We start from the raw sequence: 23,616 nt of genomic DNA, 5'->3' as shown, positions 1-23,616 counted from the left end.
AGTAGCATGGATGTCGTCTTCATTCGCTCGAGAAAGGCAATCATGTCGGACCGGATCACCGTCAACGGGTTGCAGGTCGCTTCCGTCCTGTACGACTTCATCAACAACGAGGCGTTGCCCGGTACCGGTGTAGAGGCCGACGCCTTCTGGTCGGGTGCGGCATCGGTGATCGCCGACCTCGCCCCACGCAACCGTGAGCTGCTCGCCGTCCGCGACGATCTGCAAACCAAGATCGACGCCTGGCACCGCGATCACCAGGGCGCCGACCTCACCCCGGGCTCTGCGGATTTCGACGCCTACAAGTCCTTCCTGACCGAGATCGGTTACCTCGCCGAGGTCCCGGCCGACTTCCAGATCACCACCGGCAATGTGGACCGCGAGATCGCCGAGACCGCCGGTCCGCAGCTGGTCGTGCCGGTCCTCAACGCCCGGTTCGCGCTGAACGCCTCCAACGCCCGCTGGGGTTCGCTCTACGACGCCCTGTACGGCACCGACGCGATCCCGGAGACCGACGGCGCCGAGAAGGGTTCGTCGTACAACAAGGTGCGCGGCGACAAGGTCATCGCCTACGCCAAGGACTTCCTGGACAAGGCGGTCCCGCTCGAGCAGTGCAGCTACACCGACGTGCGGTCCTTCGCCGTTCAGGACGGCGCCCTGCAGGTGACCCTCGACGGGGGCGCGACCTCGACGCTGGCCGATCCGGCCGCCTTCGTCGGCTACCGCGGCGACGCCGGCTCACCGTCCTCGATCCTGCTGCGCAACAACGGTCTTCACCTCGACATCGAGATCGATCCCTCCTCGCCGATCGGTTCCACCGATCCGGCCGGCATCAAGGACGTCGTCGTCGAGTCCGCGATCACCACGATCATGGACTTCGAGGACTCGGTCGCCGCGGTCGACGCCGAGGACAAGGTCACCGGCTACCGCAACTGGCTGGGCCTGAACAAGGGCGATCTGTCCGAAGAGGTCACCAAGGGTGGCAAGACCTTCACCCGTGTGCTCAACGGCAACCGCGAGTACACCGCTCCCGACGGCACCGGCTTCGACCTCCACGGCCGTTCGCTGCTGTTCGTGCGCAACGTCGGTCACCTGATGACCAACGACGCGATCCTCGACACCGACGGCAATGAGGTTCCCGAGGGCATCCTCGACGGCCTGGTCACCTCGCTGATCGGCATCCACGGCCTGAGCGCAGAGGGTCTGCAGAACTCGCGGACCGGTTCGGTCTACATCGTGAAGCCGAAGATGCACGGCCCCGACGAGGTCGCCTTCACCGTCGAGCTGTTCGGTCGCGTCGAGCAGGTGCTCGGCCTGCCCGCCAACACGCTCAAGGTCGGCATCATGGACGAGGAACGCCGCACCACGGTCAACCTGAAGGCATGTATCAAGGCCGCCTCGGAGCGCGTGGTGTTCATCAACACCGGCTTCCTCGACCGCACCGGCGACGAGATCCACACCTCCATGGAGGCCGGCGCCATGGTGCGCAAGGCCGAGATGAAAAAGCAGAAGTGGATCGCGGCGTACGAGGACTTCAACGTCGACACCGGCCTGCACGCCGGCCTGCAGCACAAGGCGCAGATCGGCAAGGGCATGTGGGCCATGCCGGACCTGATGGCCGACATGCTCGAGCAGAAGATCGGTCACCCCAAGGCCGGCGCCACCACCGCATGGGTGCCCTCGCCGACCGCCGCGACCCTGCACGCGCTGCACTACCACCAGGTCGACGTCTTCGAACGTCAGGACGAGATCGCCAAGCGCGACCCGGCGTCGGTCGACGACATCCTCACCGTGCCGCTGGCCGCGAAGACCGACTGGTCCGACGAGGAGAAGCAGCAGGAACTCGACAACAACTGCCAGTCGATCCTGGGCTACGTGGTCCGCTGGATCGATGCCGGCGTCGGCTGCTCGAAGGTGCCCGACATCCACGACGTCGCACTGATGGAGGACCGCGCCACCCTGCGTATCTCCAGCCAGCTGCTGGCGAACTGGCTGCGCCACGGCATCGTCTCCGAGGCCGACATCGTCGCATCGCTCGAGCGGATGGCCCCGGTCGTCGACCGCCAGAACGCCGGCGACAAGGCCTACAAGCCGATGGCCCCGGACTTCGACTCCAACATCGCCTTCCAGGCGGCCAAGGAGCTGATCCTCGAGGGCACGACGCAGCCCAGCGGCTACACCGAGCCGATCCTGCATCGCCGTCGCCGCGAGTACAAGGCCGCCAACGCGGCCGGCTGACACCTCGGTCACGACGCACTGATACGACCGTGCCGGTCCCCGGTGGACCGGCACGGCGTATCGTCGTACCCTGCGCTGCACATCGACCGGGTGGAGCCCGGGGACAGCACGCTCAGAGCAGGGAGGGCATCGGCGTTGGCACATCATCGGAACCGCGGCGAGAGTATCCGCAACCGTGGCGTCAGCCGAGGTGTCGTCTTCGCACTGCTGTCGATTCTGCTCGTCGCCGCCATCGTGGTCACCTGGCGCGACCTCGGTGACCGCATCAACCGGCAGGCCGACGACGCCGCCGCCCAATGCGTCGAGGGCGCCACGTCGGTGCCGATCATCGCCGACCCCGACATCGCACCCGGGCTCGCCGCGATCGCGACCTCCTTCACGAACACGAAACCGGTGGTCCGCGACCACTGCGTCACCATCGCCGTCCGGCCCGGCGACGCGAAGATCACCCTCGACGGCCTGACCGGGAAGTGGGACGCCGAGTCGATGGGTGCCTACCCCGCTGCCTGGGTGCCGCAGTCGTCGGTGTGGTCGGCGGATCTGGCCACGGCCAAACCCGATCTGATCGAGGGCAACTCCCGTTCACTCGTCTCGACACCGGTCGTTCTCGCGGTCTCGCCCGAACTCGCCAAGGCCGCCGGCGACCAGCTCGACTGGTCGCAGATCCCGCTCCTGCAGCAACGCGACGCCTCGCTCACCGAGTTCGGCCTGCAGGGCTGGGGCTCGTTGCGCATGGCGATGCCGATCGGCGCCCAGTCCGATGCCAGTGCACTGGCGGCGCAGGCCGTCGCCACCCGCGTGACACGGACGACCGGCCCGCTGACCACCGCCGACGCCGAGTCGCCGCGGGTGACCTCCAGCGTGAAGGCGATGCTCGGCGGCGCGCCGCTCTCGCCCGATGGAACCCCGCAGGGCGCGGCCACCGCGATCGCCAATGCCGCCGACCCGGCCAAAGCCGAGATCCACGCCGTGCCGATCACCGAGCAGCGGCTGTACCAGATCACCAAGACCGACCAGCCCGCGCGGCTGTCAGAGGTGATCCCGTCCGGACCGACGCCGATCGCGGACTACCCGATCATCCGTCTCTCCGGCCCGGAGGTCGGAGACGTCGCGGCCGACGCGGTCGCGGACTTCATCTCCTACGCATCACAGCCCGAACAGCTGAAGCTGCTCACCGAACTCGGCTTCCGCGGCGACGCCCCGATGCCGTCGGCCACCGCCACGGTCACCTTCCCGCGAACCCGCGATCCGATGCCCACGCCGGAGGACGGCGCGATCGTCGCCATCAACCGCGTCGTCTACGGACCGACGAGTGTGCCGGCGAGCTCTGCGGTCTCGCCGGCACCTTCGGGAACCGCGGGCGGGTAGCCCTCAGCTGCTGTAGGCCTCGATCGGCGCGCAGCTGCACACCAGGTTGCGGTCGCCGTACACGCCGTCGATACGACGCACCGAGGGCCACACCTTGGCCCGGGCACCGGCCGACGGGAGTCCCTGCGGGTAGACCGCGATCTCTCGCGAGTACGGGTGGTCCCACTCGCCCACCAGCGCCTCGGCGGTGTGCGGTGCCCCGCGCAGCGGGTTGTCGTCGACCGGCCACTCGCCGCTGCCGACCCGGTCGATCTCCTCGCGGATGGCGATCATGGCGTCGCAGAACGCGTCGATCTCGTCGAGATTCTCGCTCTCGGTGGGCTCGACCATCAACGTGCCGGCCACCGGGAAGCTCATGGTCGGCGCGTGGAAACCATAGTCGGCCAAGCGCTTTGCCACATCGTCGACCGAAACGCCGGTCTCCTTGGTGATCGCCCTGAGGTCGAGAATGCACTCGTGCGCGACGAAGCCGCCCTCGCCGGTGTAGAGCACCGGGTAGTGGTCGCCGAGCCGCTTGGCGACGTAGTTCGCCGCGGTGATGGCCGTCAGCGTCGCCCGGCGTAGACCGGCCGCACCCATCATCGCGATGTAGGCGTAGGTGATCGGCAGGATCGTCGCCGACCCGTACGGTGCCGCGGCGATGGTCGCGGTGCCGGGCAATTCGTCGGCGAGGGGGTGCCCGGGCAGGAACGGTGCGAGGTGCTCGCGTACCGCAACCGGACCCACGCCCGGGCCGCCGCCGCCGTGCGGGATGCAGAAGGTCTTGTGCAGGTTCAGGTGGCTGACGTCGCCGCCGAAATGACCCGGACGTGCCACGCCGACCAGGGCGTTGAGGTTGGCACCGTCGACGTAGACCTGGCCGCCGGCGTCGTGGACGGCACCGCAGATGTCGCGGATGTCGTGCTCGAAAACGCCGTGCGTCGACGGGTAGGTGATCATGATGGCCGCGATCCGGCCCTCGTTCGCGGCGATCTTCGCGCGCAGATCCTCGAGATCGACGTCGCCGTTCTCCCGGCAGCCGACCACGACGACGCGCATGCCCGCCATGACCGCCGACGCGGCGTTGGTGCCGTGGGCGCTCGACGGGATCAGGCAGATGTCGCGGTCGATGTCGCCCCGGCTGCGGTGGTACCCCCGGATCGCGAGCAGTCCGGCGAACTCACCCTGCGACCCCGCGTTCGGCTGCAGGCTCACGCGGTCGTAGCCGGTGACGGCGACGAGCCAGTCCTCGAGGGTGGAGATCAGCTCGCGGATGCCGACGGTGTCCTCCACCGGCGCGAACGGGTGGAGACCGGCGAACCCGGGCCAGGTGATGGGTTCCATCTCCGTGGTCGCGTTGAGCTTCATGGTGCAGGAGCCGAGCGGAATCATGCTGCGGTCGAGCGCGATGTCCTTGTCGGACAAGGCCCGCAGGTAGCGCAGCATCGCCGTCTCGGTGCGGTACCGGTTGAACGCCGGGTGCGTCAGGTACTCGCTGGTGCGGTTCTCGATGGGCTGGGCGAAGTCGAGCGGTTGCACACCGGTGGCGCCGAACGCCCGCAGTACACCGTCGAGGTCGGCCTCGGTGGTGGTCTCGTCGCAGGCGATGGAGACGGTGTCGGTGTCGACGCGGCGGAGGTTGATGCCCTCGCGGCGAGCCTGGGCGATGATCACATCGGCCTGGCCGGGAGCACGGACCTCGACGGTGTCGAAGAACGAGCCGTGTGCGACCGAGAAGCCGCCCGCCGCCAGCGAGTTCGCCAGGCGGACCGCGGCGTCGTGGGTGCGGCGCGCGATGGCCCGGAGCCCCTCCGGTCCGTGGTATGACGCGTACATTGCGGCCATCACGGCGAGCAGAACCTGCGCCGTACAGATGTTGCTGGTGGCCTTCTCACGGCGAATGTGCTGCTCACGGGTCTGCAAGGCCAGGCGGTAGGCGAGGTTGCCGTCGGCGTCCTTGGAGATGCCGACCAGTCGCCCCGGCAGCTGGCGGGCGTGCTTCGAACCGACCGCGAGGTAACCGGCGTGCGGACCGCCGAAGCCCATCGGCACGCCGAAACGCTGCGTGGTGCCGAAGCACGCATCCGCGCCCTGCTCCCCCGGCGGCGTGATGAGCGTCAGTGCGAGGAGGTCGCCACCGACCGCGACCAGGGCGCCACGTTCGTGCGCGGCGGCGATGATCGGAGCGGCGTCGACGATGCGGCCCGACGCGCCGGGCACCTGCAGGATGACGCCGAAGAAGTCGCCGTCGGGCAGGCCGTGGTCCGGCCGCTCCGAATCCAGCGACGCCTCGACGACCGCGATGCCGAGCGGCTCGGCGCGGGTCTCGATCACCGCACGGGTCTGCGGGAAGAGATCGGCGTCGACGACGACACGTGGCGACTTGGACTTGCCGGCGCGCCGAAGCAACGTCATCGCCTCGGCGGCCGCGGTGGCCTCGTCGAGCATCGACGCGTTCGCCACCTCCATGCCGGTGAGGTCGGCGACCATGGTCTGGAAGTTCAGCAGCGCCTCGAGGCGTCCCTGGCTGATCTCCGGCTGGTACGGCGTGTACGCGGTGTACCAGGCCGGGTTCTCCAGGACGTTGCGCAGGATGACGCCGGGCGTGTGGGTGCCGTAGTAGCCGAGGCCGATCATCGAACGGGCCACGGTGTTACGGGCCGCGAGCCCGCTGAGCTCGGCGAGCACCTCGCTCTCACTCTGCGGCTGCGGCAGTGCGCCCAGCACGTTCGAGTCGAGTTCGTCCGCGATGACCGCGGGGATGGCGCGATGGGCCAGTTCGTCGAGCGACGACACACCGATCACCGAGAGCATGCGCTGCGTCTCGTCGGGGTCGGGTCCGACGTGGCGGTCCACGAAGGTGACTGGCGCTGACGACGGGTCGGCTGAGGGCATGATGAGGGCAACCTCTCGCAGGCGCCGGCGCGGTGCCGGCAGGCTCGCCCTCCCCCTCTGTCATGTCGCCGGCCGGTGGCCGGGAGGACGCCTGAGAGATTCGGTGCCACGCGACGTTGCGTGACGACCTTTCACCGTGGGCGGACGACTGATCGTCACTTTCCAGAGACGCCGTCACCACCACGGTCCGGGTGCCTGAGAGTTTGACGGAGAGGTGTTGCTCCTTCGGCGGTCACCCGTACTGCTCGGTGACGCTCTCCCGTGGCGTAGCGACGCGCGCACCAGTGTACGCAGGTCGTTGCCGTGTTGGTCCAGACGACATCGCGAGAGTCGTGAGGATCACGTGACGGGATGCTGTGAGGGGCGGTGCTAACCGGTGCGACGGGTGCGGCTCTTGCGTCGCGCCGCGAGCTCGTCCTCGGGTGCCGTCTCGCTGACGCCGCCGTCGGCGCGTTCCCCCGGGAAATCGGCGATGGTGCCGGTCAGCTCGCGCATCGCACCGCTGACCGCGATGCCGAACACTCCCTGCCCACCCTGGAGGAGGTCGACCACCTCTTCGGCGGAGGTGCATTCGTAGACGGTCGTGCCGTCGGAGAACAGGGTGATCTTCGCCAGATCCTCGACGCCACGCTTGCGGAGGTGGTCGACGGCGACACGGATGTTCTGCAGCGAGATGCCGGTGTCGAGCAGTCGCTTGACGATCTTGAGGACGAGGATGTCCTTGAACGAGTACAGACGCTGGCTGCCCGAGCCGGCGGCGCCGCGGATCGACGGGACGACCAGCGAGGTGCGAGCCCAGTAGTCGAGCTGGCGGTAGGTGATGCCGGCGATCTGGCAGGCACTCGGCACGCGGTAGCCGACGAGCTCGTCGGGCACGGTGTCGTCGGGGAAGAGACCCGGTGCGATCTCCTCGAGGCTGCCCTGGGTCGGGCCCGCGGGGCGATCGGACACAGCGTGGTCGGGTGACGGGTCGCTCGACGTCACTTCACTGTCGACCGGACGATCGCCCACTTGATGTCTCCCTCGCAAAGCTCGGACCGGATGCCGCATCACATGCCTGACATCCACGTCCACAGTACGCGGTCCAGGCCCTGCTCGGGTCAGCCGATCACATCTTCATCGGCCCGTGAGTGGTGCTCGATGTCGGGTTTGACGCTATGCCGCGCGGGACACCGGATCAACGCGACGCGCCATGTGGCTCAACCTCAAGTTGAGATTGAGACATACGGTGACCTCTCGGTTGCCGTTCCGTGACCGGGTACAGCCTCAGGCGCCGCTGGCCTTGAAATCGTCGGGCGAGACGTTGTCGAGGAATTCCTTGAACTTCTCGACCTCGTCCTCTTTGGTCCCGTCGACCGACTCGGCGGTGGCGTCCTCGGGCTCCTCTTCCGGGATCAGCAGACCGGCCTCGGCGAGGACCTCTTCGTCGGCGATGATCGGCACCTCGGCACGCATCGCGACGGCGATGGAATCCGACGGCCGCGCGGACACCCGGAGATCGCCCGAGAAGATCATCTCGGCATAGAAGGTGCCCTCTTGCATGTCGACGATGCGCACCTCGAGGAGCGTCTGGCCGAACTCGCGGATGAGGTTCACGATCAGGTCGTGGGTCAGCGGGCGGGGCGGCTCGATCCCCTTCTGACGCAAGGCGATCGACGCGGCCTCACTCTGTCCGATCCAGATCGGCAGGTAGCGCTCGCCGTCGACCTCACGGAGTAGGAGCACGGGCTGACTCTGCGGGGGCTCGACCCTGATGCCCACCACACGCATCTCGCTCATCTCGCACCTCCCAGACGCCTCGTAGGGCGATCGATTGATGACCTCGACGCTACACCGCTCAGGCGATACACGGCGGCCGACTCGCTGCTGCGCGACACGATCATTCCGGCCCGATGAGGACCCCGGGGAACGCGGAGTGTGCTGGTCGAGGAAGAGTTCAGTCGAGCACGTCGCGGACGGCCGACTTGACCAACTGCGTGTGCAGGGTCACCGACAGCGCCGCGATCTCGCGGACGAGTTCCTCGGCGCGGTCTCGCGCACCGGTCCCCTTGCCCTTGGCTATGGGGTTGGCGATCTGGGCGACCAGACCGGCCTCCCGGTCCGCGGACACCTTGAAGGCACGCAGATGGCGCGTCTCGAGTCCATAGCTGGCCAGCGCCGCGGCGGCCTCGACGAGGCGCACCGCATCCTCGTCGAAGAAGCCGGCCGGTCCGGGGGTCAGCAGTCCGTTGCGCTGCAGTTCGGTCACGAACGCCGAGTCGACGCCCGTGCGCTCGATCAGCGTCTCCCGGGACACCCGCCCGGCGCGCGCACCGAAATCGGTTGCGGGGGCCACGGTGCCGCGGGCCGTGGACAACGCCACGGTCCCGCCGGAACCGAAGCCACCGTTCCCGTTGTCGATCGCGTCGAGCTGTTCCTTGATGACCTTCAGCGGGAGATACCGGTCCCGCTGGGCGGTCAGTACGAAGCGCAACCGTTCACAGTCGGCTTCGCTGAATCGCCGATAGCCGGACGGCGCCCGCTCCGGGGTCACCAGACCCTCCGATTCCAGGAACCGGATCTTCGAGATCGTGATGTCTGGGAAGTCATCACGCAACTGGGCGAGGACCGTGCCGATGGACATCGATCCCTCGCCGCGGGGGGCTGTGGACGCCGTCACGACGTATCAGGCGTCGGCTTCGTCGCGTGGTCCGCTGAGGAAGACCAGACGGAACTTGCCGATCTGGACTTCGTCGCCGTTGCTCAGCGATGCGGTGTCGACGGGCTCCCGGTTGACGTAGGTGCCGTTGAGGCTGCCCACGTCGACGACCTGAAACTCGTTGTCGCCGAGACGGAATTCCGCGTGACGACGGCTGACCGTCACATCGTCGAGGAAGATGTCGCTGTCGGGATGCCGACCTGCGGAGGTCGTCGGCTGGTCGAGGAGGAACCGCGATCCCGCGTTGGGTCCCCGCTTCACGACAAGCAGCGCGGTCCCGGGAGCGAGTCGCTCGACTCCCGTCTCGGCCGGCTCACTCGAGGTGCTGGTTCCGGCATCGAGTTCATTGATGAACTCCTCCCGGAACACCGAGGTGGTCTCCACCGGCGCCTCGAAGTCCCTGTCGTTTTCGCTCACCACTTCTCCTTCGTCGTCGTCAGTGCAATCGCACTGTCAGTGCACACCGCACTGTTCGGCCAGCCGCACTGTCCGGCCGTCCACGTCTCCGGTCCCGATCGCGGTCTCGCGTCGGCTCGGAGTCGGCTCTCGCCACGATGGCCGGTTGAATCTACATGACATGTGCGGACGGGTAGATCTCGGTGCATGATCGCGAAGTTGGTTCACGTCACGCCTCTTTCCCACTGCCGTAACCGTACCGGTCATGTCGATCGCACCGGCGAGCGAGTCGACTCCGGCACGGTCGATCATATCGTCACCGGGGCGATCAGCCAGGTCGATCAGAGCCACCGGGGCGTATCGGCGGGAAGTCCTACCCTTCGATGACGGCGCGGTAGCCCGCGGCGTCGAGAACATCACCCAGTTGCTCGTCGAGGGTCGCCTCGTCGGCGGCCTCGATCTCCACCAGCCAGCCCTCACCGTACGGGTCCGAATTGACCAGTTCCGGTGAGGCGTCCAGTGCGTCGTTGACCGCGCTGACGGTACCGGTCAACGGCCCGAAGATGTCGGAGACACTCTTGGTCGACTCGACCTCGGCGAAGGACTCGCCGACGGTGACCTCTGCACCGGAGTCGGGCAGCTGCACGAACACCACGTCGCCGAGCGCATCCTGCGCGAAGTCGGTGATGCCGATGCGCACGGCCGTCGGCCCGATCTTCTCGATCCACTCATGTTCTGCGGTATAGCGCAGGTCTTCTGGCACTTTGCTGTCGGTCACAAGGGCCCCTTTCGTTCCCGTCAGACTCTACTGTCTGGGGAGGTGTCGGCCTGACGGCGCGACGGCATGTGTCGCATCACCAGGATCGTCTGATACCAGTACAGGACGAAGGACCACAGGTAGAGCCCCACGCCCCAGATCATGAACGCCCACCCGATCGGGTAGGCGAAGCCGCTCACCGCATCGATCTGTCCGGCGAGCAGCCACGGGAACGCGCTCATCAGCGCGAAGGTCGCCGCCTTGCCGATGTAGAGCACCGGGAGTGCGAACACACCGCGCGAGCGCAGCAGCGGTGCCGTGGCGAACAGCAGTACGTCGCGCCCGATGATGATGCCGATGAGCCACCACGGGATGAACTCCCGCACGCCGAAGGCCAGCGGGATGATCACGATGTACAGCCGGTCGGCCGCCGGGTCGAGCAGGGCCCCGATCCGCGAGGACTGATCGAGCAGCCGCGCGAGTTTCCCGTCGAGCCAGTCGGAGACCCCGGAGAAGATCAACACCGCGAACGCCCACCCGTCGGCCTTCTCGACGAGCAGCAGCCAGAGGAAGACCGGGATGAGGACGAGCCGAAGCACGCTGAGCGCGTTCGGCACCGTCACGATCCGGTCCGGAGCCGGCGTGGGTGCCGCCTCCGGTTCGGTCACCGGAAGATCCCGATGATGCCCTGCAGCGTCTTCGCCCCGCCGGAGGAGAAGAGGTTGTCGTGGACCATGTAGGTCCACGTCGTCGTCGAGCGGTGCAGATCCGAGGAACCGAGGTCGACTCCGTCCGCGGTGATCTCGGCCTCCCGGAACGTCTCCCGTGCCTTCTCGAGCGCCTTGGCGGGCAGATCGGAGAACTCCGCGAGGATCATCCGGTGGAACTCGTCGAGCGGGCTCTCCTTACCCAACGACCGCAGATGGATGCTCGCCCGGACATCGGAGACGAACGCGAGATGGTCTGCCCACGCACGGTCGAGGTGGTAGAGCACGATCTCGCGGGCCGCCTGGCTCAGCACCTCTCGCGGCACGGTCTCGGTGGCGGCCTTCGACGTTTCGTCCGACTTCTCCGCGTCGCCCGACGTCGTGGGCTTCTCCCCCGTCAGTTCGGCGTAGCGCTCCGGTTCGAGTTCGGCGAGCTCGTCGAGCGCGGTGTCCGTGGTGAGGATCTTCATGCGCCGGTCGACGATGATGTCGCGCTGCTGGTTGACGAGCTTGTTGTAGCGCCAGGTGTTGGCGTGCAACTCCAGGCGGACGCCCTCGGCGATCCGCTGCGCCTGCTCGATGAGGTCGATGCCCTTGCTGCCCATCGAGCCGTCCTCGTTGGGCGACACCGGATCACGCTTGAACGCGAGGTTCTTGGTGACGACCGGGTCCTCGAGGCTGGAGAAGAAGACCGACGTGCCGGGGTCGCCCTGGCGTCCGGCGCGACCCCGCAACTGGCTGTCGAGACGCTCGGTGTCGTGCCGTCCGGTGCCGACCACGCACAGTCCACCGAGCTCGACGACCGCGTCGCGGGCGGCGGCGTCGTCGGCCGAGCCGCCCAGCCGGATGTCGGTACCACGACCAGCCATCTGCGTCGAGACCGTCACCGCGTTCAGCGCGCCGGCCTCGGCGATGATCTTCGCCTCCTGCGCGTCGTTCTTGGCGTTGAGGACCACCGACGACACACCCGCCTTCTCGAGGAAGTACGCGAGCTCCTCGGACTCGGCGACGTCGTGGGTGCCGATGAGGACCGGCTGGCCGGTCTCGTGGATCTCCTTGACGTAGGCCACGATCGCCTCGACCTTGTTGGCCTTGGTGTCGTAGACCCGGTCGGGCAGATCGGTGCGGATGTTCTCGGTGTTCGGCGGGATCTGCGACACCCGGAGGTCGTAGAACTGCCGGAACTGCTCTCCGGCGGCGAGCGCCGTACCGGTCATGCCGCACACCTTCGGGTAGCGGCCGATGAGCGCCTGCACCGTGATGGTGTCGATGACCTCGCCCGAGTCGGTCTGGGCGAGCCCCTCCTTGAGTTCGACGGCCGCCTGGACGCCGTCCGGCCAACGCTGCAGCTGGGCCACGCGGCCGCGCGAGGCGTTGATCAGGTGGACCCCGCCGTCGCGGACGATGTAATGGATGTCGCGTTCCAGCAGGTAGTGGGCGTGCATCGCGATGCTGACGTGCACGAGCGTGGAGCCGACGTGTTCCTCGCTGTAGAGGTTGATCCCGCCGAGTTCCTCCTCGACGAAGGCCGCACCCTCGTCGGTGAGCGTCACGTTGCGGCCCTCGGCGTCGACCTCGTAGTGCTTCTTCTTCATCCGCGACACCACGTCGTGGATGGCCTGGTCGGGAACCTCGGTCTCGGTCGATCCGGCCAGCACCAGCGGCACGAGTGCCTCGTCGACGAGCACCGAGTCGGCCTCGTCGATGATCGCGACGTCGGGCTTGGGTGAGACGAGGTCGGCCTCGGACAGGGCCAGCTGGTCGCGGAGGACGTCGAATCCGATCTCGTTGACCGAACCGTAGGTGACGTCGCCGGCGTAGGCGCGTCGACGCTCCTCGCGGCTGGAGTTCTCCGAGATGGCATGCACCGCAATGCCGAAGACGTCGAAGAGCGGCTTCATCCACTCGGCGTCGCGGGTGGCGAGGTAGTCGTTGACCGAGATGACATGGACCTGGTGTCCTTCGAGGACATACCCGATCGCGGCGATCGCACCGGCGAGCGTCTTGCCCTCACCGGTGGCCATCTCGACGATGTCGCCCTCGAGGAGACGCAGCGCGCCCTGCAGCTGGACGTCGAAGGGGCGCAGGTTGATCGAGCGGTCCGCGGCCTCCCGGACGAGCGCCAGGAACTTCGCCCGGTCGCCGGGCTTGGACCCGATGTCGAGCTTCTCGGCCTCACCGACGAAGGCGTCGTCGGCGAGTTCGGCTGCCCAATCGGTGTGGGTCTCGGCCTCCTTGATCACACTCAGCGACTTCGACTGGTTGCGAGTCGACTGGGCGCCCAGAAGTCGCCACATGCTGTTGCTCAGCTTTCCCACCGAAACACTTCTCCTGATCGTTTCCCGGCCACCTACACGACCCGTCGGGCCTCGCGGCGCCGTCAGGTCAGCAACAACGGTACGCGGCCCCTGGTAGCGCAGGGTCGGCGACATTATGATCAGTCCACCGATTTCGCCCCTGACGCATTTCGCCCCTGCTCCCCTCACCCTAGGACGGCTGATGAGCGCGACCCTCTCGAGCAGGACACGCCTACGTCTGGTCCGGGCCGTCCTGGCCGGGATGCTGGTGGCGACCGGTATCGGGCTCGGCGCGTTCAACGCCTGGTGGGTCGCCTTGTCCTTCGGTGTTCCGCTGGTCTTCCTGGGGATCGCGATCAGTCCGCGCGCGTCGCGGGTGTCCGAGCTGCCGGAGTTCCGGCGCGGTGTCACGCGAGACGCACCGCAGATCGAGGTCGGGGCGCTCACGCGCAGCAGCCTCGGGGCCGAGGACATGCAGCCGACGATGGTGACCGCGACCGTCAACCCGCCGAATGACACCGCCTACGAGGCGCGATGGATCACCTCGATGAGCAAGGGGCATTTCCAGGCGCTGGCGTCGAGCCCGTTCACGACGCTGCCGCCCGACCAGTTGCCGCCGCGCGATCAGACCGACACCCCCGAGTTCGACGACCACCCCGGCCGGTGGGCGGTCATCTATCCCGCGGTGACCCTCGTGACGGCCGTCGCCCTGCTCTTCGGTGTCGCCGAGAGCTGGACGATCTCGGTCCCGTCGATGCCGTCCTTCGGTTCGGCCGTCGACATCGACGACGCCGACGACGCCGAGGCCACACTCGCCGAGCGCCACCAACGACTCCTCGACGAGATCGTCGACTACCTCGGACCCGGCGCGACCCGAAATCTGTTGCGCCTGAGCTACAATCTCGATTCGACCTCCGATCAGGCCATCGTGTTCGATCCCACGAACGGCCGCGCGACGAACATCAACGTCTGGGACGGGGGTTCCAATGCGTCGGCGACCCGCACCATGGACCGGGCGGACAAGACCTTCGACGCGGCCTCGATCAACCCGGGTTCGCTGGGCGACATCGTCGGGTCCATGCACGCCGAGGTCACGCCCATCGTGCCGGATGCCCAACTCGACGGATTCGAGATCCGACGTCCGGCGGCGAACGAGCCCGTCGTCCTCACCGGTTCGTTCGATCCCGGCGACGCTTTCATCCACGACGTCGAGATCGAGGCGCGCTCCGACGGCACCGTCGCGACGTTCTTCGACCCCGCGGACTTCGACACCGCTTTCGCGGTGGGCCGCGCCGCGCTGCCGCTCGCCGGCATCGCCCCTAACGCAGCGGCCCTCGACCAGTTCGTGATCCGCGGTATCGCCGACAACACCCCGATCATCAGCGCCAGCAGCATCCAGAACAGTGGCGGTGTCCTGATGCAGTACCGGACATCCACCAGTGACGGGCAGATCGTCATCGTGCCGGGCAAGTTCCCGGCGGTCAGCGGCGTCGAGGGAAGCTACCGGCCCGACGGTTTCTCCTTCGACGCGATCTCACCGCGATTGTTCGACCGTGTGCGCGACGACGCGATGAAGCGCGGTTCGGTCCCCGACTACGATCACGGGGCCGTCGCCATCGATGTCATCGAGCCGCATCTCCGCGACGACACGGCCTTCGTGATCCGCATCGAGATGGCGCGGGTCGACGCGTCGAAGGGCATGTATTCACTCGACGGACAGTTCATCAAGGCCGCGCACTACTGACTCGGCACCGGCCGGACTCCGAGTGGGACGGCGCCGTCGACCCGAGGTCACCAGCGATCGCGATGGATGACGGTCTCCGGGTCATACCGGCTGACCGGTCCGAAACGTCCTCGCGGCCAGCCGATCGGGACGATCGCGAACGTCTTGACCCGCCGCGGTATCCCCGCATGATTCCTCCCGAGATCGTCGACGGGTCACGCGTTGGACTTGCCGGCCTCCAGCGCGCGACGCGTGACGGCGCTCAGTTCAGCGACCGCCGCCTCCGGCGGATGCAGGACCCCGCGGTCGGTCATCGTCGTGACGATGTCGCGAACCCGGCCGTAGTACGTCGCCTGCTCTGCCGGGGTGCTGCTCGCCTCGGCATGGTTGTACAGCTTGAGTGCGGTGTCGAGGGCGTTCTGGTCGGCGGGTTCGAGGTAGCCGGCCCCGATGCGTCGTCCGTGCTTCTCACAGGCGATCCAGGCACGCCGCAGGGCAGCCACCGACTGCTGGTAGGCGTCGGCGCGACCGCGATTGCCCGGGTAGGAGTCGGTGCGCAGGGCGGTGGCCTCGTCGAGCGCGAGATGGAAGGTCTGGGTCTGATCGACGGTCACGTCGGTGACCGCGGGATACTTCAACAGCAGCGCCGGATCGAGCTCATAGCTCCCGTACGCGCTGAGCACCTCGTCGTGGCGCCGCGTCGCTTCCTCCCACAACCGCTCGGCGGCCTCGTCCGATCCCGCGTCGGCGATGCGAGGCCGGCGCAGATCGACGGGTGAGTGCTCGTCGTTCGAGGGGTCGTGGTCGGGCGGCACCGTCGCCACCGACGCCTTCTCCTTCGGCGGAGCGGCCTTCTTTTCCGTCGAAACACGTTGCGGCGCATGGACTAGTAGCCTGTCGATCACCGCGGACGCTGCCGGATCGCCCTCGATGATCGCGACCCGCCAGAAGTCGGGGTCGAGATCTTCGTCGGCTCCGGTGCCGGCGCGCGGTTGTTCTCGCGCGAAGGTCAGCTTGAGGTACTTCTGTCCGAAGACGGTGAGGTGCTGGGCCCGCCGGCCGGTCATCGGCGAGGTGTCGTCCGCCGGTCCGCCGATCGCGAACGAGCGCAGCGCGCTCAGGGGGTAGGACACCAGCGTGCGGTCCTCGTTGCCGAAGTAGACGGTGTCGTCGTCGACGGTCAGCAGCACCGCTCCGCGCTCGCCCAGTCGGCCGTATGCAGCCGCGAACAGCGACAAGGCGAGCAGTCCGGCGACCACTGCGGAGATGAGCAGACCGTCGACGCCGGCGATGTTCAGCCCGACGAGCGCGATCATCGCGACCATCATGACGATCCACGCGGCCCCCGCGGAGATGTGGTGGCGCCCCGTCAGATATTCGGTTCGGCAGGTCACCGGAACCACATCTCACCTCCGATGGCCATATCGCATCCCCCATCCGGTCGGCTACCGTAGTGAACGTGAGCCTCGGGGATCGCCGACAGACGGCACGCGTACTCCGCCCAGCCCGCGAACATCGCATCAGCTTACGCATTGTTGCGCTGGTCAGCGCGGTGTTGTTCGTGTCGGGTCTCGGTGCGTTCGCCGCCGGTCGGGGTGACGCCGCGCCTGCGGTTCCGCCCTTCGTCGGCAAGTCCTACTCGTCGACGGCGGTGACCGGCCCCGAGATCCCCGGCGGCGGCCCCCTCCAGTTGACCTTCACCGCCGCCAACCGCATCTCCCTGTTCGCCGGCTGCAACCGTCACGTCGGTGAGATGACCGTGGAGGGATCGGTGCTGCGCGTCGGCTCGCTCGCCTCGACGATGATGGCGTGCCCCGGTCCACGCGCCGGCGCCGACGAGTGGATCACCGCGCTCACCCGAGAGCCCCTCACCTGGTACTCGGCGGGCCACGCACTCGTACTCTCCGGACCGGGAACCCAGGTCCTCCTGATGGAAAAGTACTCGTGAGACGTTCCGCACCGGCTGTCGTCACCGTGACCGGTGCGGCCGGGAGCATCGGGTACGCCAGCGTCTTCCGGATCGCCGCCGGCGCCATGCTCGGCCACGACCAGCCCATCGCCCTCCGACTCCTCGAGCTGCCCCAGTCGGTCCCGGCCGCCGTGGGAACCGCGATGGAACTCGACGACGGCGCGTTCGGTCTGCTGAAGTCCGTGGACGTCTTCGACGACCCGCGCAAGGCATTCGACGGTGCGAGTTTCGCTCTGCTCGTCGGCGCTCGCCCACGGTCCAAGGGCATGGAACGCGCGGATCTGCTCGCGGCCAACTCCGACATCTTCGCGTTACAGGGAGCGGTCATCAACGAGGTTGCCGCCGACGACGTCCGGGTGATCGTCGTGGGCAATCCCGCGAACACCAACGCCGCGGTGGCCGCTGCCCACGCTCCCGAGGTGCCACCCCAACGGTTCACCGCGCTGACCCGCCTCGACCACAACCGCGCGATCGCCCAGCTGTCCCATCGCGCCGGGGTCGAGGTCGGCGAGATCAGCCGGGTCACCATCTGGGGCAACCACTCGGCGACGCAGTACCCCGACATCTTCCATGCACGCGTCGGCGGCCGGAGCGGCGCCGACCTCGCCGCGGACCGCGAATGGCTCGTCGACGACTTCATCCCGACCGTCGCACGTCGGGGCACCGCGATCATCGAGGCGCGCGGCTCGTCCTCGGCGGCGTCGGCGGCCAACGCGACCATCGATCACGTCCGTGACTGGGTGCTCGGAACCCCCGCCGACGACTGGACGTCCACCGCACTCCCGTCACCGGGCGTGTACGGCGTGCCCGAGGGCATTGTCTGCTCGTTCCCGGTGCGCTCGGTCGACGGACAATGGGAGATCGTCGAAGGACTCGAGATCAACGGGTTCTCCCGGGCACGCATCGACGCTTCGGTCGCGGAACTCGAAGCCGAACGCGTCGCTGCTCTGACCTCCTGATCGCCTCCGCAGCCCGTAGTCTCTTCCCATGGCGAAGAAGGACAAGCAGAGGCCTCAGAAGATTCCGAACAATGTCTACGAGGCCGAGCTGTTCCGGCTGCAGACCGAGCTGGTCAAGCTCCAGGAATGGGTGCGCGAGACCGGCGCTCGCGTGGTGGTGGTCTTCGAGGGCCGCGACGCCGCGGGCAAGGGCGGCACCATCAAGCGGATCACCCAATATCTGAGTCCTCGCATCGCACGCGTCGCCGCGCTGCCCGCGCCGACCGATCGTGAACGCGGGCAGTGGTACTACCAACGCTACGTCGCGCATCTCCCGGCGCCGGGTGAGATCGTGCTGTTCGACCGGTCCTGGTACAACCGTGCCGGAGTCGAGAAGGTCATGGGATTCTGCACGCCCGAGGAACACACCCGATTCCTGCGGCAGACACCGATCTTCGAGCAGATGCTCATCGACGACGGCATCATCCTGCGCAAGTACTGGTTCTCCGTCTCCGACGACGAACAGCTCAAGCGGTTCCGGCAGCGGATGAAAGATCCGGTGCGACAGTGGAAATTGAGCCCGATGGACCTCGAGTCGGTGTACCGCTGGGAGGACTACTCGCGCGCCAAGGACGAGATGATGGTGCACACCGACACCGCCCTGAGCCCTTGGTACGTCGTCGAATCCGACGTGAAGAAGCACGCGCGGCTCAACATGATCTCGCACCTGCTCGACAACATCGAGTACGGCGAGGTACCCCGCCCCGAGGTGACGTTGCCGAAGAAACCGATCCAGTCGGGCAACTATCACCGGCCGCCGCGATCGCTGTCCAAGTACGTTCCCGACCACGTGGCGACGCTGATCCGCACCGACCACTGATCGCGTTCTGATGTGGATCGGGTTCGCCGAGTTCGACTATCGCCTCGGTGACGTGCACTCGCTGAAACAAAAACGGTCCATCGTCCGGCCGATCGTCGCCGAACTCCGACGACGGTTCTCGGTGTCTGCGGCCGAGGTCGGTCACCTCGACATGCATCGGCGCGCGGTGATCGGCACGAGCGTGGTGGCGGCCGACCGGACCCACGTCGTCGATGTGCTCGATGCGGTCGAGCGGTCCGCCGCCAACCATCCCGAGGTGGAGCTCCTCTCGGTGCGGCGTCGGATCCTCAACTCAGAAGACCTCTGAGACCCGGCCGAAGGTCCGGCTGAGAAGCGCCCCCGGAATCCGCCCTCCAGAAGCCGACGGACGCTGGGTCGCCCGTGGCACTGTCCAGGGTCGTTTTCGGGCAGATTTCGGCGACGCCCGCTCAGACCACGCCGGCCGCGACCGCTGCCTCCCGATACGCGGCGGCCAGCGAGTCGACGGTCTCGTGCGCGTTGAGTCCGCTGGGGTTCGGGACCACCCAGAGCTGGGCCCCGTCCCAGGTCTCATCCTGGCGACCCGACACCGCGTCGCGACGCCCGAAGGCGCTGCGGTAGGCGGTGATCCCGGCGACCGCCACCACTCGTGGCCGGATCTCACGCACACGTTCCCGCAGCCGACGACCCCCGTCTTGAAACTCCTCGACCGTGAGTTCCGCGGCGGTCGCGGTCGCCCGGGCGACGACGTTCGTGATGCCGACTCCTCGTCCGGTCAGCAACTCGGCGTCGGCCTCGGACATGCCGCGGGACGCGTCGATGATCCGGTCGACGATCCCGGCGCGTGCCAGCGCGGGATAGAAGCGGTTGCCGGGGCGCGCGAAATGGGCGCCGGTGGCGGCGGTCCACAGGCCGGGGTTGATCCCGACGAACAGCAATCGACAGTCGTCACCGACGAGGTCGTCGACGGTGCGATCCCGGAACTCGAGGAGTTCGGCCCTGGTGAATCCCATCCCCCGAGGCTAGACGTCAGTCGAAGGTCCCCTCGGCCTCGTGCCGTCCGGCGACGCAGAACTGGTTGCCGTCGGGGTCGGCCAGCGTCACCCAGCCGAAACCGGGCATCTCACGGTCGGCGATCTTCGTCGCGCCGGCGGCGATGAGTCGTTCGACCTCGGTTTCGCGATCTTCGGTCGTGAGGTCGAGGTGGATGCGGTTCTTCCCCGGGGTCGGGTCGTCGACCTGCTGGAATGCGAGGAGCGGTGCCCCCTCTTCGAGGGAGACGACGACGAAGAACCCCTCGTTCTCCTGGATGATCCGGCCACCGAGGGCCTCGGCCCACCACGTGGCGAGCGGCATCGGCTGAAGGGTGTCGACGGTGATCATGCCCACTGTGAGAGTCATGCGGACAAAGGTATCGCCGCCCACCGACATCTGGCGTCCGCGTCTGTCGGACGAAGGACCGGTCCTGGTCCTCAACCCCTCCCTCGAGGGGTTGTGGAGCATTACACTCACGCTGATGCTCGGACTCTCGTACACGGTCTTGGGCGGGCTCGGCGCCCAGATCGGTTCCGATCCCGTCGAACTCGGCACCCGCAAGCAGCGGGCCACACTCGCGCAGCTCGTCCTCGCCGAGGGTGCACCGCTACGTGCCGACCGGCTGATCGAGGGCATCTGGGGCGACTCACCACCCGACCGCGCCGAAGTGTCGCTGCAGTCCTACATCTCGGGGTTGCGCAAGGCCCTCGAACCCGACCGTAAGCCGCGTAGTCCCTCGACCGTGCTGCTCACCCACGGAACCGGCTACAGCCTGCCGACGACCCCTGACCAGGTCGACCTGCGCCGGCTGACCACGGACCTGGCCTCGGCGCGAACCCTGATGCAGCAGGGCGACACCGCCGCCGCGGCCCCACTCCTGCAGAAGGTACTCGAGTCCTACCGGCCGATCCTCCCGGAGTTCGAGGGACTGGCATTCCGCGACGAGGCCGCCGACCATCTCGACCGCATGCTCGGCGCGGCGCGGGAGATGTCCTTCGAGGCGCGGATGGCCGCGGGCGACCATCATCTCCTCGTCACCGAACTCGACGGCGCCGTCAAGAGATCGCCGCTCGACGAAGGACTGTGGGTTCTGCTCGCCACCGCGCTGTACCGGCTCGGACGGCAGTCCGATGCGCTCGGCGCGATCGCCGGCGCCCGACGCATCCTCGCCGACGAGATCGGTGTCGACCCGGGCCCACGACTCCGTGAGCTCGAACGCGACATCCTCGATCACGCACCGCACCTCGATGCACCGGCAGCGTCGCGCAGGTCCGTCACCGCTGCAACCGGTTCCCTGAGCACCGATGCCGTGGAACCCACCGCGGCGACACACGCCCCCGAACCTCTCGACGACGCGCCGACGCTGGTCGGGCGAACCGACGAACTGGCCGCGCTGCACCGCGCCGTCCTCGCCTCGATGGCCGGGCACGGCGGGGTCGTCGTGGTGGAAGGCGAACCGGGTGCGGGCAAGACGGCCCTGATCGACGAGGCGGGACGGCGAGCGGCCGGGGCCGCCGACCTACGGGTGTTGTGGGGACGGTGCGTGGACGATCCTGCGGCACCGTCGATGTGGCCGTGGGTGCAGATCCTCGGCACGGTACTTCCCCAGCTCGATCCGGCCGACCGGGAACGACTCCTCGACAGCTCGCTGGGCCGAATGGTCACCGAGGGCGTCAACGTCATCCCGCCACCGCGTCAGATGCCAGACGCCGCAGCACGTTTCCAGTTCTACGACCAGGCCGCCGACCTCCTCGACGGCGTCGCCGAGACGACCAAGCTGATCATCGTCCTCGACGACCTCCAGTGGGCGGACGGCGCCTCGCTGGAACTGTTCGCACACATGGCCTCTCGTCGGACAGCGGGCGTCACGTTCTTCGCCTCGCTGCGGTCGCCGACCCACCGGCCGGTCGTCGCCTCGACCCTCGCCACACTGGCGCGGCTCCCCGAGCACCGCCGTATCCACGTCGGCCCCCTCCGCGGGGACGACATCTCCGAGCTGATCCGCCGCGAGACGCAACAGTGGCCGGAGGTCGCGACCGTCAGTTCGATCGAGCGACGCACCGGCGGCAACGCCTTCTTCGTCCGCGAACTGGCACGCATCCTCGCCGATCGGGGCTCGATCGCGGGCAATGCCGTGCCGTCCGGGGTGCGTGACGTAGTTCGCCAGCGACTGCTCGGATTATCCCCGGAGACAACCGAACTCCTCGACATCGCCGTTCTCATCGGCACCCGGGTGGATCTGGTGTTGCTCGCGACCGCGGCCGGACGACCGGTGGACGAGGCGCTCGACACCCTCGAACCCGCCTCCGCCGCCGGGGTCGTCGACCTCGGACCCGCCGACCCGTTCGGATTCAGCTTCAGCCACGACATCATCCGCGAGGCGATCGCCGACGGGATTCCGTCGATGCGCGCGCGGCGTATCCACCTCGCCATCGCCGATGCGCTCGCCGGCAACTCCTCGCCGCATGCGGTCAGCCGGGTCGCGCGCCATCTCTGGTCGGCGGGTCCGCTCGCCGACCGGGAGCGCACGACCAGCGCGCTGCTGACCGCGGGTGACATCGCTCTGCGCACCTACGACTTCGACGGCGCGAAGCGCCATTTCGGCGACGCGTCGACCCTGGCACGGGCCACCGGCGACCAGCAGGCCGAGCTCCGGGCGATCGCCACCCAACTCGCCGGCGAGGTCTCCGTACACGGCTACTTCGCCGCCGATCCCGACCTTCAAGAACGCGCCCGCACGCTGGCCACCACGCTCGGCGACCGGCGGCTGCTGGCCTCCCTCGACTATGCGCGCTGTGCCGCGCACATCCAGGTCGCCGACGCGCACACCGGACACCGGCTCGCGAACGACCTACGCGTCCGCGCCGAACGGTCCGACGATCCCGTCGTCGTCCACCTCGGCATGCAGGCCGCCGGGATCGACGAGTTCACCCGCGGCAATTACGGTGCGGCTCATCGCATCCTGGAGACCTACGGGCCGCTCGACGACGTCGACGGGCTCCGCGACGACCAGCTCACGATGGCACGCGGCTTCCGGGCCTGGGCCGCCACGGTCCACCTCGGCCGGGATGCCGGCCGCACACTGTTCGCAAGCATCACCGACGCACGCCCCGACCCCAGGTCCCGGCTGGGCACCGCCATCTTCGCGGTCGGCGCGGCGGCGACGATCGGCGATGCGGAGTGGGCGCTCCACGCTGGACAGATCATCGACTCCGAGAGTGCGGGCCCGCTCGCCTATCTGCGTCGCGGCGGCGAACGCATGTACTGGTGGGCACGCGCCATGGCCGGCGACATCGACGACGCCCTGGTCCGCATCGACCGGTTGGAGACGGGTGACGCCGGCCCCGACCGACCCGGCAACGCCGACCGGCCGCGCACCGGCGACGGATTCTGGCTCGGACTGCATGCCGAGATACTGGTCACCGCCGGCAAGCTGACCGACGCGGCCGCCCTCCTGGATCAAGCCGACGACTTCGCCGAACGGACCGGGGAACACTACGGGGACGCACACCGTCTTCTCGTTCGCGCCCGCTACGAGTACGCCAACGGTCGCCCGGCGTCGACGTTCGGCACGACCCTCGGACGGGCTCGCGCCACCGCCGTGGCGCAAGAGGCAAAAGCGCTGGTCGAACGGGTCGACGCCGTCGCCTCGGCATGGGGCGTCTCCCCGACCGCGTAGGCCCCAAGTCCGCCTCAAGTCGCCCTCAAGAACCGTCGGTGAATCTGGTCTGACGAACCCGGCCTGCCCGGAACCAGACCG

19 protein-coding genes and 1 riboswitch are annotated in these 23,616 nt (G+C 68.0%); of the genes, 8 read left to right on the top strand and 11 right to left on the bottom strand.

Annotated features, from left to right (window positions below; translation table 11 throughout):
* Window positions 1-42 precede the first annotated feature (42 nt).
* A complete protein-coding gene (locus tag GKZ92_RS10435) occupies window positions 43-2,235 on the top strand; it encodes a malate synthase G (RefSeq protein ID WP_155225233.1) in 2,193 nt (730 codons plus the stop codon).
* A 135-nt stretch (window positions 2,236-2,370) separates the two neighbouring features.
* Window positions 2,371-3,603 carry a substrate-binding domain-containing protein gene (locus GKZ92_RS10430; protein ID WP_006360909.1) on the top strand — a complete coding sequence of 411 codons (1,233 nt, stop codon included), beginning with the start codon at window positions 2,371-2,373 and terminating at the stop codon, window positions 3,601-3,603.
* A 3-nt stretch (window positions 3,604-3,606) separates the two neighbouring features.
* Here the strand turns inward: GKZ92_RS10430 and gcvP are convergent, their stop codons facing one another.
* The 8 genes from gcvP to secA2 all read right to left on the bottom strand — a co-directional run bounded on the left by gcvP (window position 3,607) and on the right by secA2 (window position 13,353).
* The gene (gene gcvP, locus GKZ92_RS10425; RefSeq protein WP_035752286.1) at window positions 3,607-6,477 is read right to left on the bottom strand and encodes an aminomethyl-transferring glycine dehydrogenase; all 2,871 of its coding nucleotides are present in this window, start codon (window positions 6,475-6,477) and stop codon (window positions 3,607-3,609) included.
* A gap of 173 nt (window positions 6,478-6,650) precedes the next feature.
* Window positions 6,651-6,749: riboswitch (glycine riboswitch) on the bottom strand.
* Window positions 6,750-6,846: 97 nt separating this feature from the next.
* Window positions 6,847-7,488 carry a MerR family transcriptional regulator gene (locus GKZ92_RS10420; protein WP_006360907.1) on the bottom strand — a complete coding sequence of 214 codons (642 nt, stop codon included), beginning with the start codon at window positions 7,486-7,488 and terminating at the stop codon, window positions 6,847-6,849.
* Window positions 7,489-7,743: 255 nt separating this feature from the next.
* Complete coding sequence (locus GKZ92_RS10415) at window positions 7,744-8,256, bottom strand: bifunctional nuclease family protein (protein ID WP_006360906.1); 513 nt, start codon at window positions 8,254-8,256, stop codon at window positions 7,744-7,746.
* Window positions 8,257-8,413: 157 nt separating this feature from the next.
* On the bottom strand, window positions 8,414-9,100 hold the full coding sequence (ftsR, locus tag GKZ92_RS10410) for a transcriptional regulator FtsR (protein ID WP_006360905.1): 687 nt from the start codon (window positions 9,098-9,100) through the stop codon (window positions 8,414-8,416).
* Window positions 9,101-9,142: 42 nt separating this feature from the next.
* Window positions 9,143-9,595 (bottom strand): glycogen accumulation regulator GarA, encoded by a 453-nt coding sequence (gene garA, locus GKZ92_RS10405; protein WP_005199386.1) that lies wholly within the window; start codon window positions 9,593-9,595, stop codon window positions 9,143-9,145.
* Window positions 9,596-9,944: 349 nt separating this feature from the next.
* On the bottom strand, window positions 9,945-10,349 hold the full coding sequence (gcvH, locus tag GKZ92_RS10400) for a glycine cleavage system protein GcvH (protein WP_006360904.1): 405 nt from the start codon (window positions 10,347-10,349) through the stop codon (window positions 9,945-9,947).
* A 20-nt stretch (window positions 10,350-10,369) separates the two neighbouring features.
* Window positions 10,370-10,996: a CDP-alcohol phosphatidyltransferase family protein gene (locus tag GKZ92_RS10395; RefSeq protein ID WP_006360903.1), complete on the bottom strand. Its 627-nt coding sequence runs from the start codon at window positions 10,994-10,996 to the stop codon at window positions 10,370-10,372.
* Entirely contained in the window at window positions 10,993-13,353 is a 2,361-nt protein-coding gene (secA2, locus tag GKZ92_RS10390; RefSeq protein WP_040004407.1) for an accessory Sec system translocase SecA2, read from the bottom strand. The genes GKZ92_RS10395 and secA2 overlap by 4 nt, the downstream gene beginning before the upstream one ends.
* Before the next feature lie 181 nt (window positions 13,354-13,534).
* On the opposite strand from secA2, the gene GKZ92_RS10385 reads away from it, so the two are divergent.
* Window positions 13,535-15,076, top strand: coding sequence for a hypothetical protein (locus GKZ92_RS10385; RefSeq protein ID WP_035752284.1), 1,542 nt, complete (start codon window positions 13,535-13,537; stop codon window positions 15,074-15,076).
* A gap of 194 nt (window positions 15,077-15,270) precedes the next feature.
* On the opposite strand, the gene GKZ92_RS10380 is transcribed toward GKZ92_RS10385, so the two are convergent.
* The gene (locus tag GKZ92_RS10380) at window positions 15,271-16,458 is read right to left on the bottom strand and encodes a hypothetical protein (RefSeq protein WP_035752283.1); all 1,188 of its coding nucleotides are present in this window, start codon (window positions 16,456-16,458) and stop codon (window positions 15,271-15,273) included.
* 149 nt (window positions 16,459-16,607) lie between these two features.
* Between GKZ92_RS10380 and GKZ92_RS10375 the strand changes: the two genes are divergently transcribed.
* From GKZ92_RS10375 to GKZ92_RS10360, 4 genes are read left to right on the top strand one after another with little or no spacing between them, the layout of a single operon-like run.
* The gene (locus GKZ92_RS10375; protein ID WP_006360899.1) at window positions 16,608-17,003 is read left to right on the top strand and encodes an META domain-containing protein; all 396 of its coding nucleotides are present in this window, start codon (window positions 16,608-16,610) and stop codon (window positions 17,001-17,003) included.
* A complete protein-coding gene (locus tag GKZ92_RS10370) occupies window positions 17,000-17,983 on the top strand; it encodes a malate dehydrogenase (protein WP_035752282.1) in 984 nt (327 codons plus the stop codon). The genes GKZ92_RS10375 and GKZ92_RS10370 overlap by 4 nt, the downstream gene beginning before the upstream one ends.
* 28 nt (window positions 17,984-18,011) lie before the next feature.
* Window positions 18,012-18,842, top strand: coding sequence for a polyphosphate kinase 2 (gene ppk2, locus GKZ92_RS10365; RefSeq protein ID WP_035752279.1), 831 nt, complete (start codon window positions 18,012-18,014; stop codon window positions 18,840-18,842).
* Window positions 18,843-18,852: 10 nt separating this feature from the next.
* Window positions 18,853-19,149, top strand: a complete 297-nt coding sequence (locus GKZ92_RS10360) for a DUF503 domain-containing protein (protein WP_006360896.1) — start codon at window positions 18,853-18,855, stop codon at window positions 19,147-19,149.
* Window positions 19,150-19,270: 121 nt separating this feature from the next.
* Here GKZ92_RS10360 and GKZ92_RS10355 read toward each other — a convergent pair whose 3' ends face one another.
* Both GKZ92_RS10355 and GKZ92_RS10350 read right to left on the bottom strand, forming a co-directional pair.
* Entirely contained in the window at window positions 19,271-19,834 is a 564-nt protein-coding gene (locus GKZ92_RS10355; RefSeq protein ID WP_006360895.1) for a mismatch-specific DNA-glycosylase, read from the bottom strand.
* A gap of 16 nt (window positions 19,835-19,850) precedes the next feature.
* Entirely contained in the window at window positions 19,851-20,222 is a 372-nt protein-coding gene (locus GKZ92_RS10350; protein ID WP_006360894.1) for a VOC family protein, read from the bottom strand.
* A gap of 115 nt (window positions 20,223-20,337) precedes the next feature.
* Here GKZ92_RS10350 and GKZ92_RS10345 point away from each other — a divergent pair, with 115 nt between their 5' ends.
* A complete protein-coding gene (locus GKZ92_RS10345; protein ID WP_155225699.1) occupies window positions 20,338-23,535 on the top strand; it encodes a BTAD domain-containing putative transcriptional regulator in 3,198 nt (1,065 codons plus the stop codon).
* The last annotated feature ends 81 nt before the right edge of the window (window positions 23,536-23,616 follow it).

The organism is Gordonia sp. 135 (assembly GCF_009720185.1).
Taxonomy (GTDB): Bacteria; Actinomycetota; Actinomycetes; order Mycobacteriales; family Mycobacteriaceae; genus Gordonia; species Gordonia alkanivorans.
Note: the sequence above shows the minus strand (reverse complement) of the source record. Positions and strands in the feature narration are given on the sequence as shown.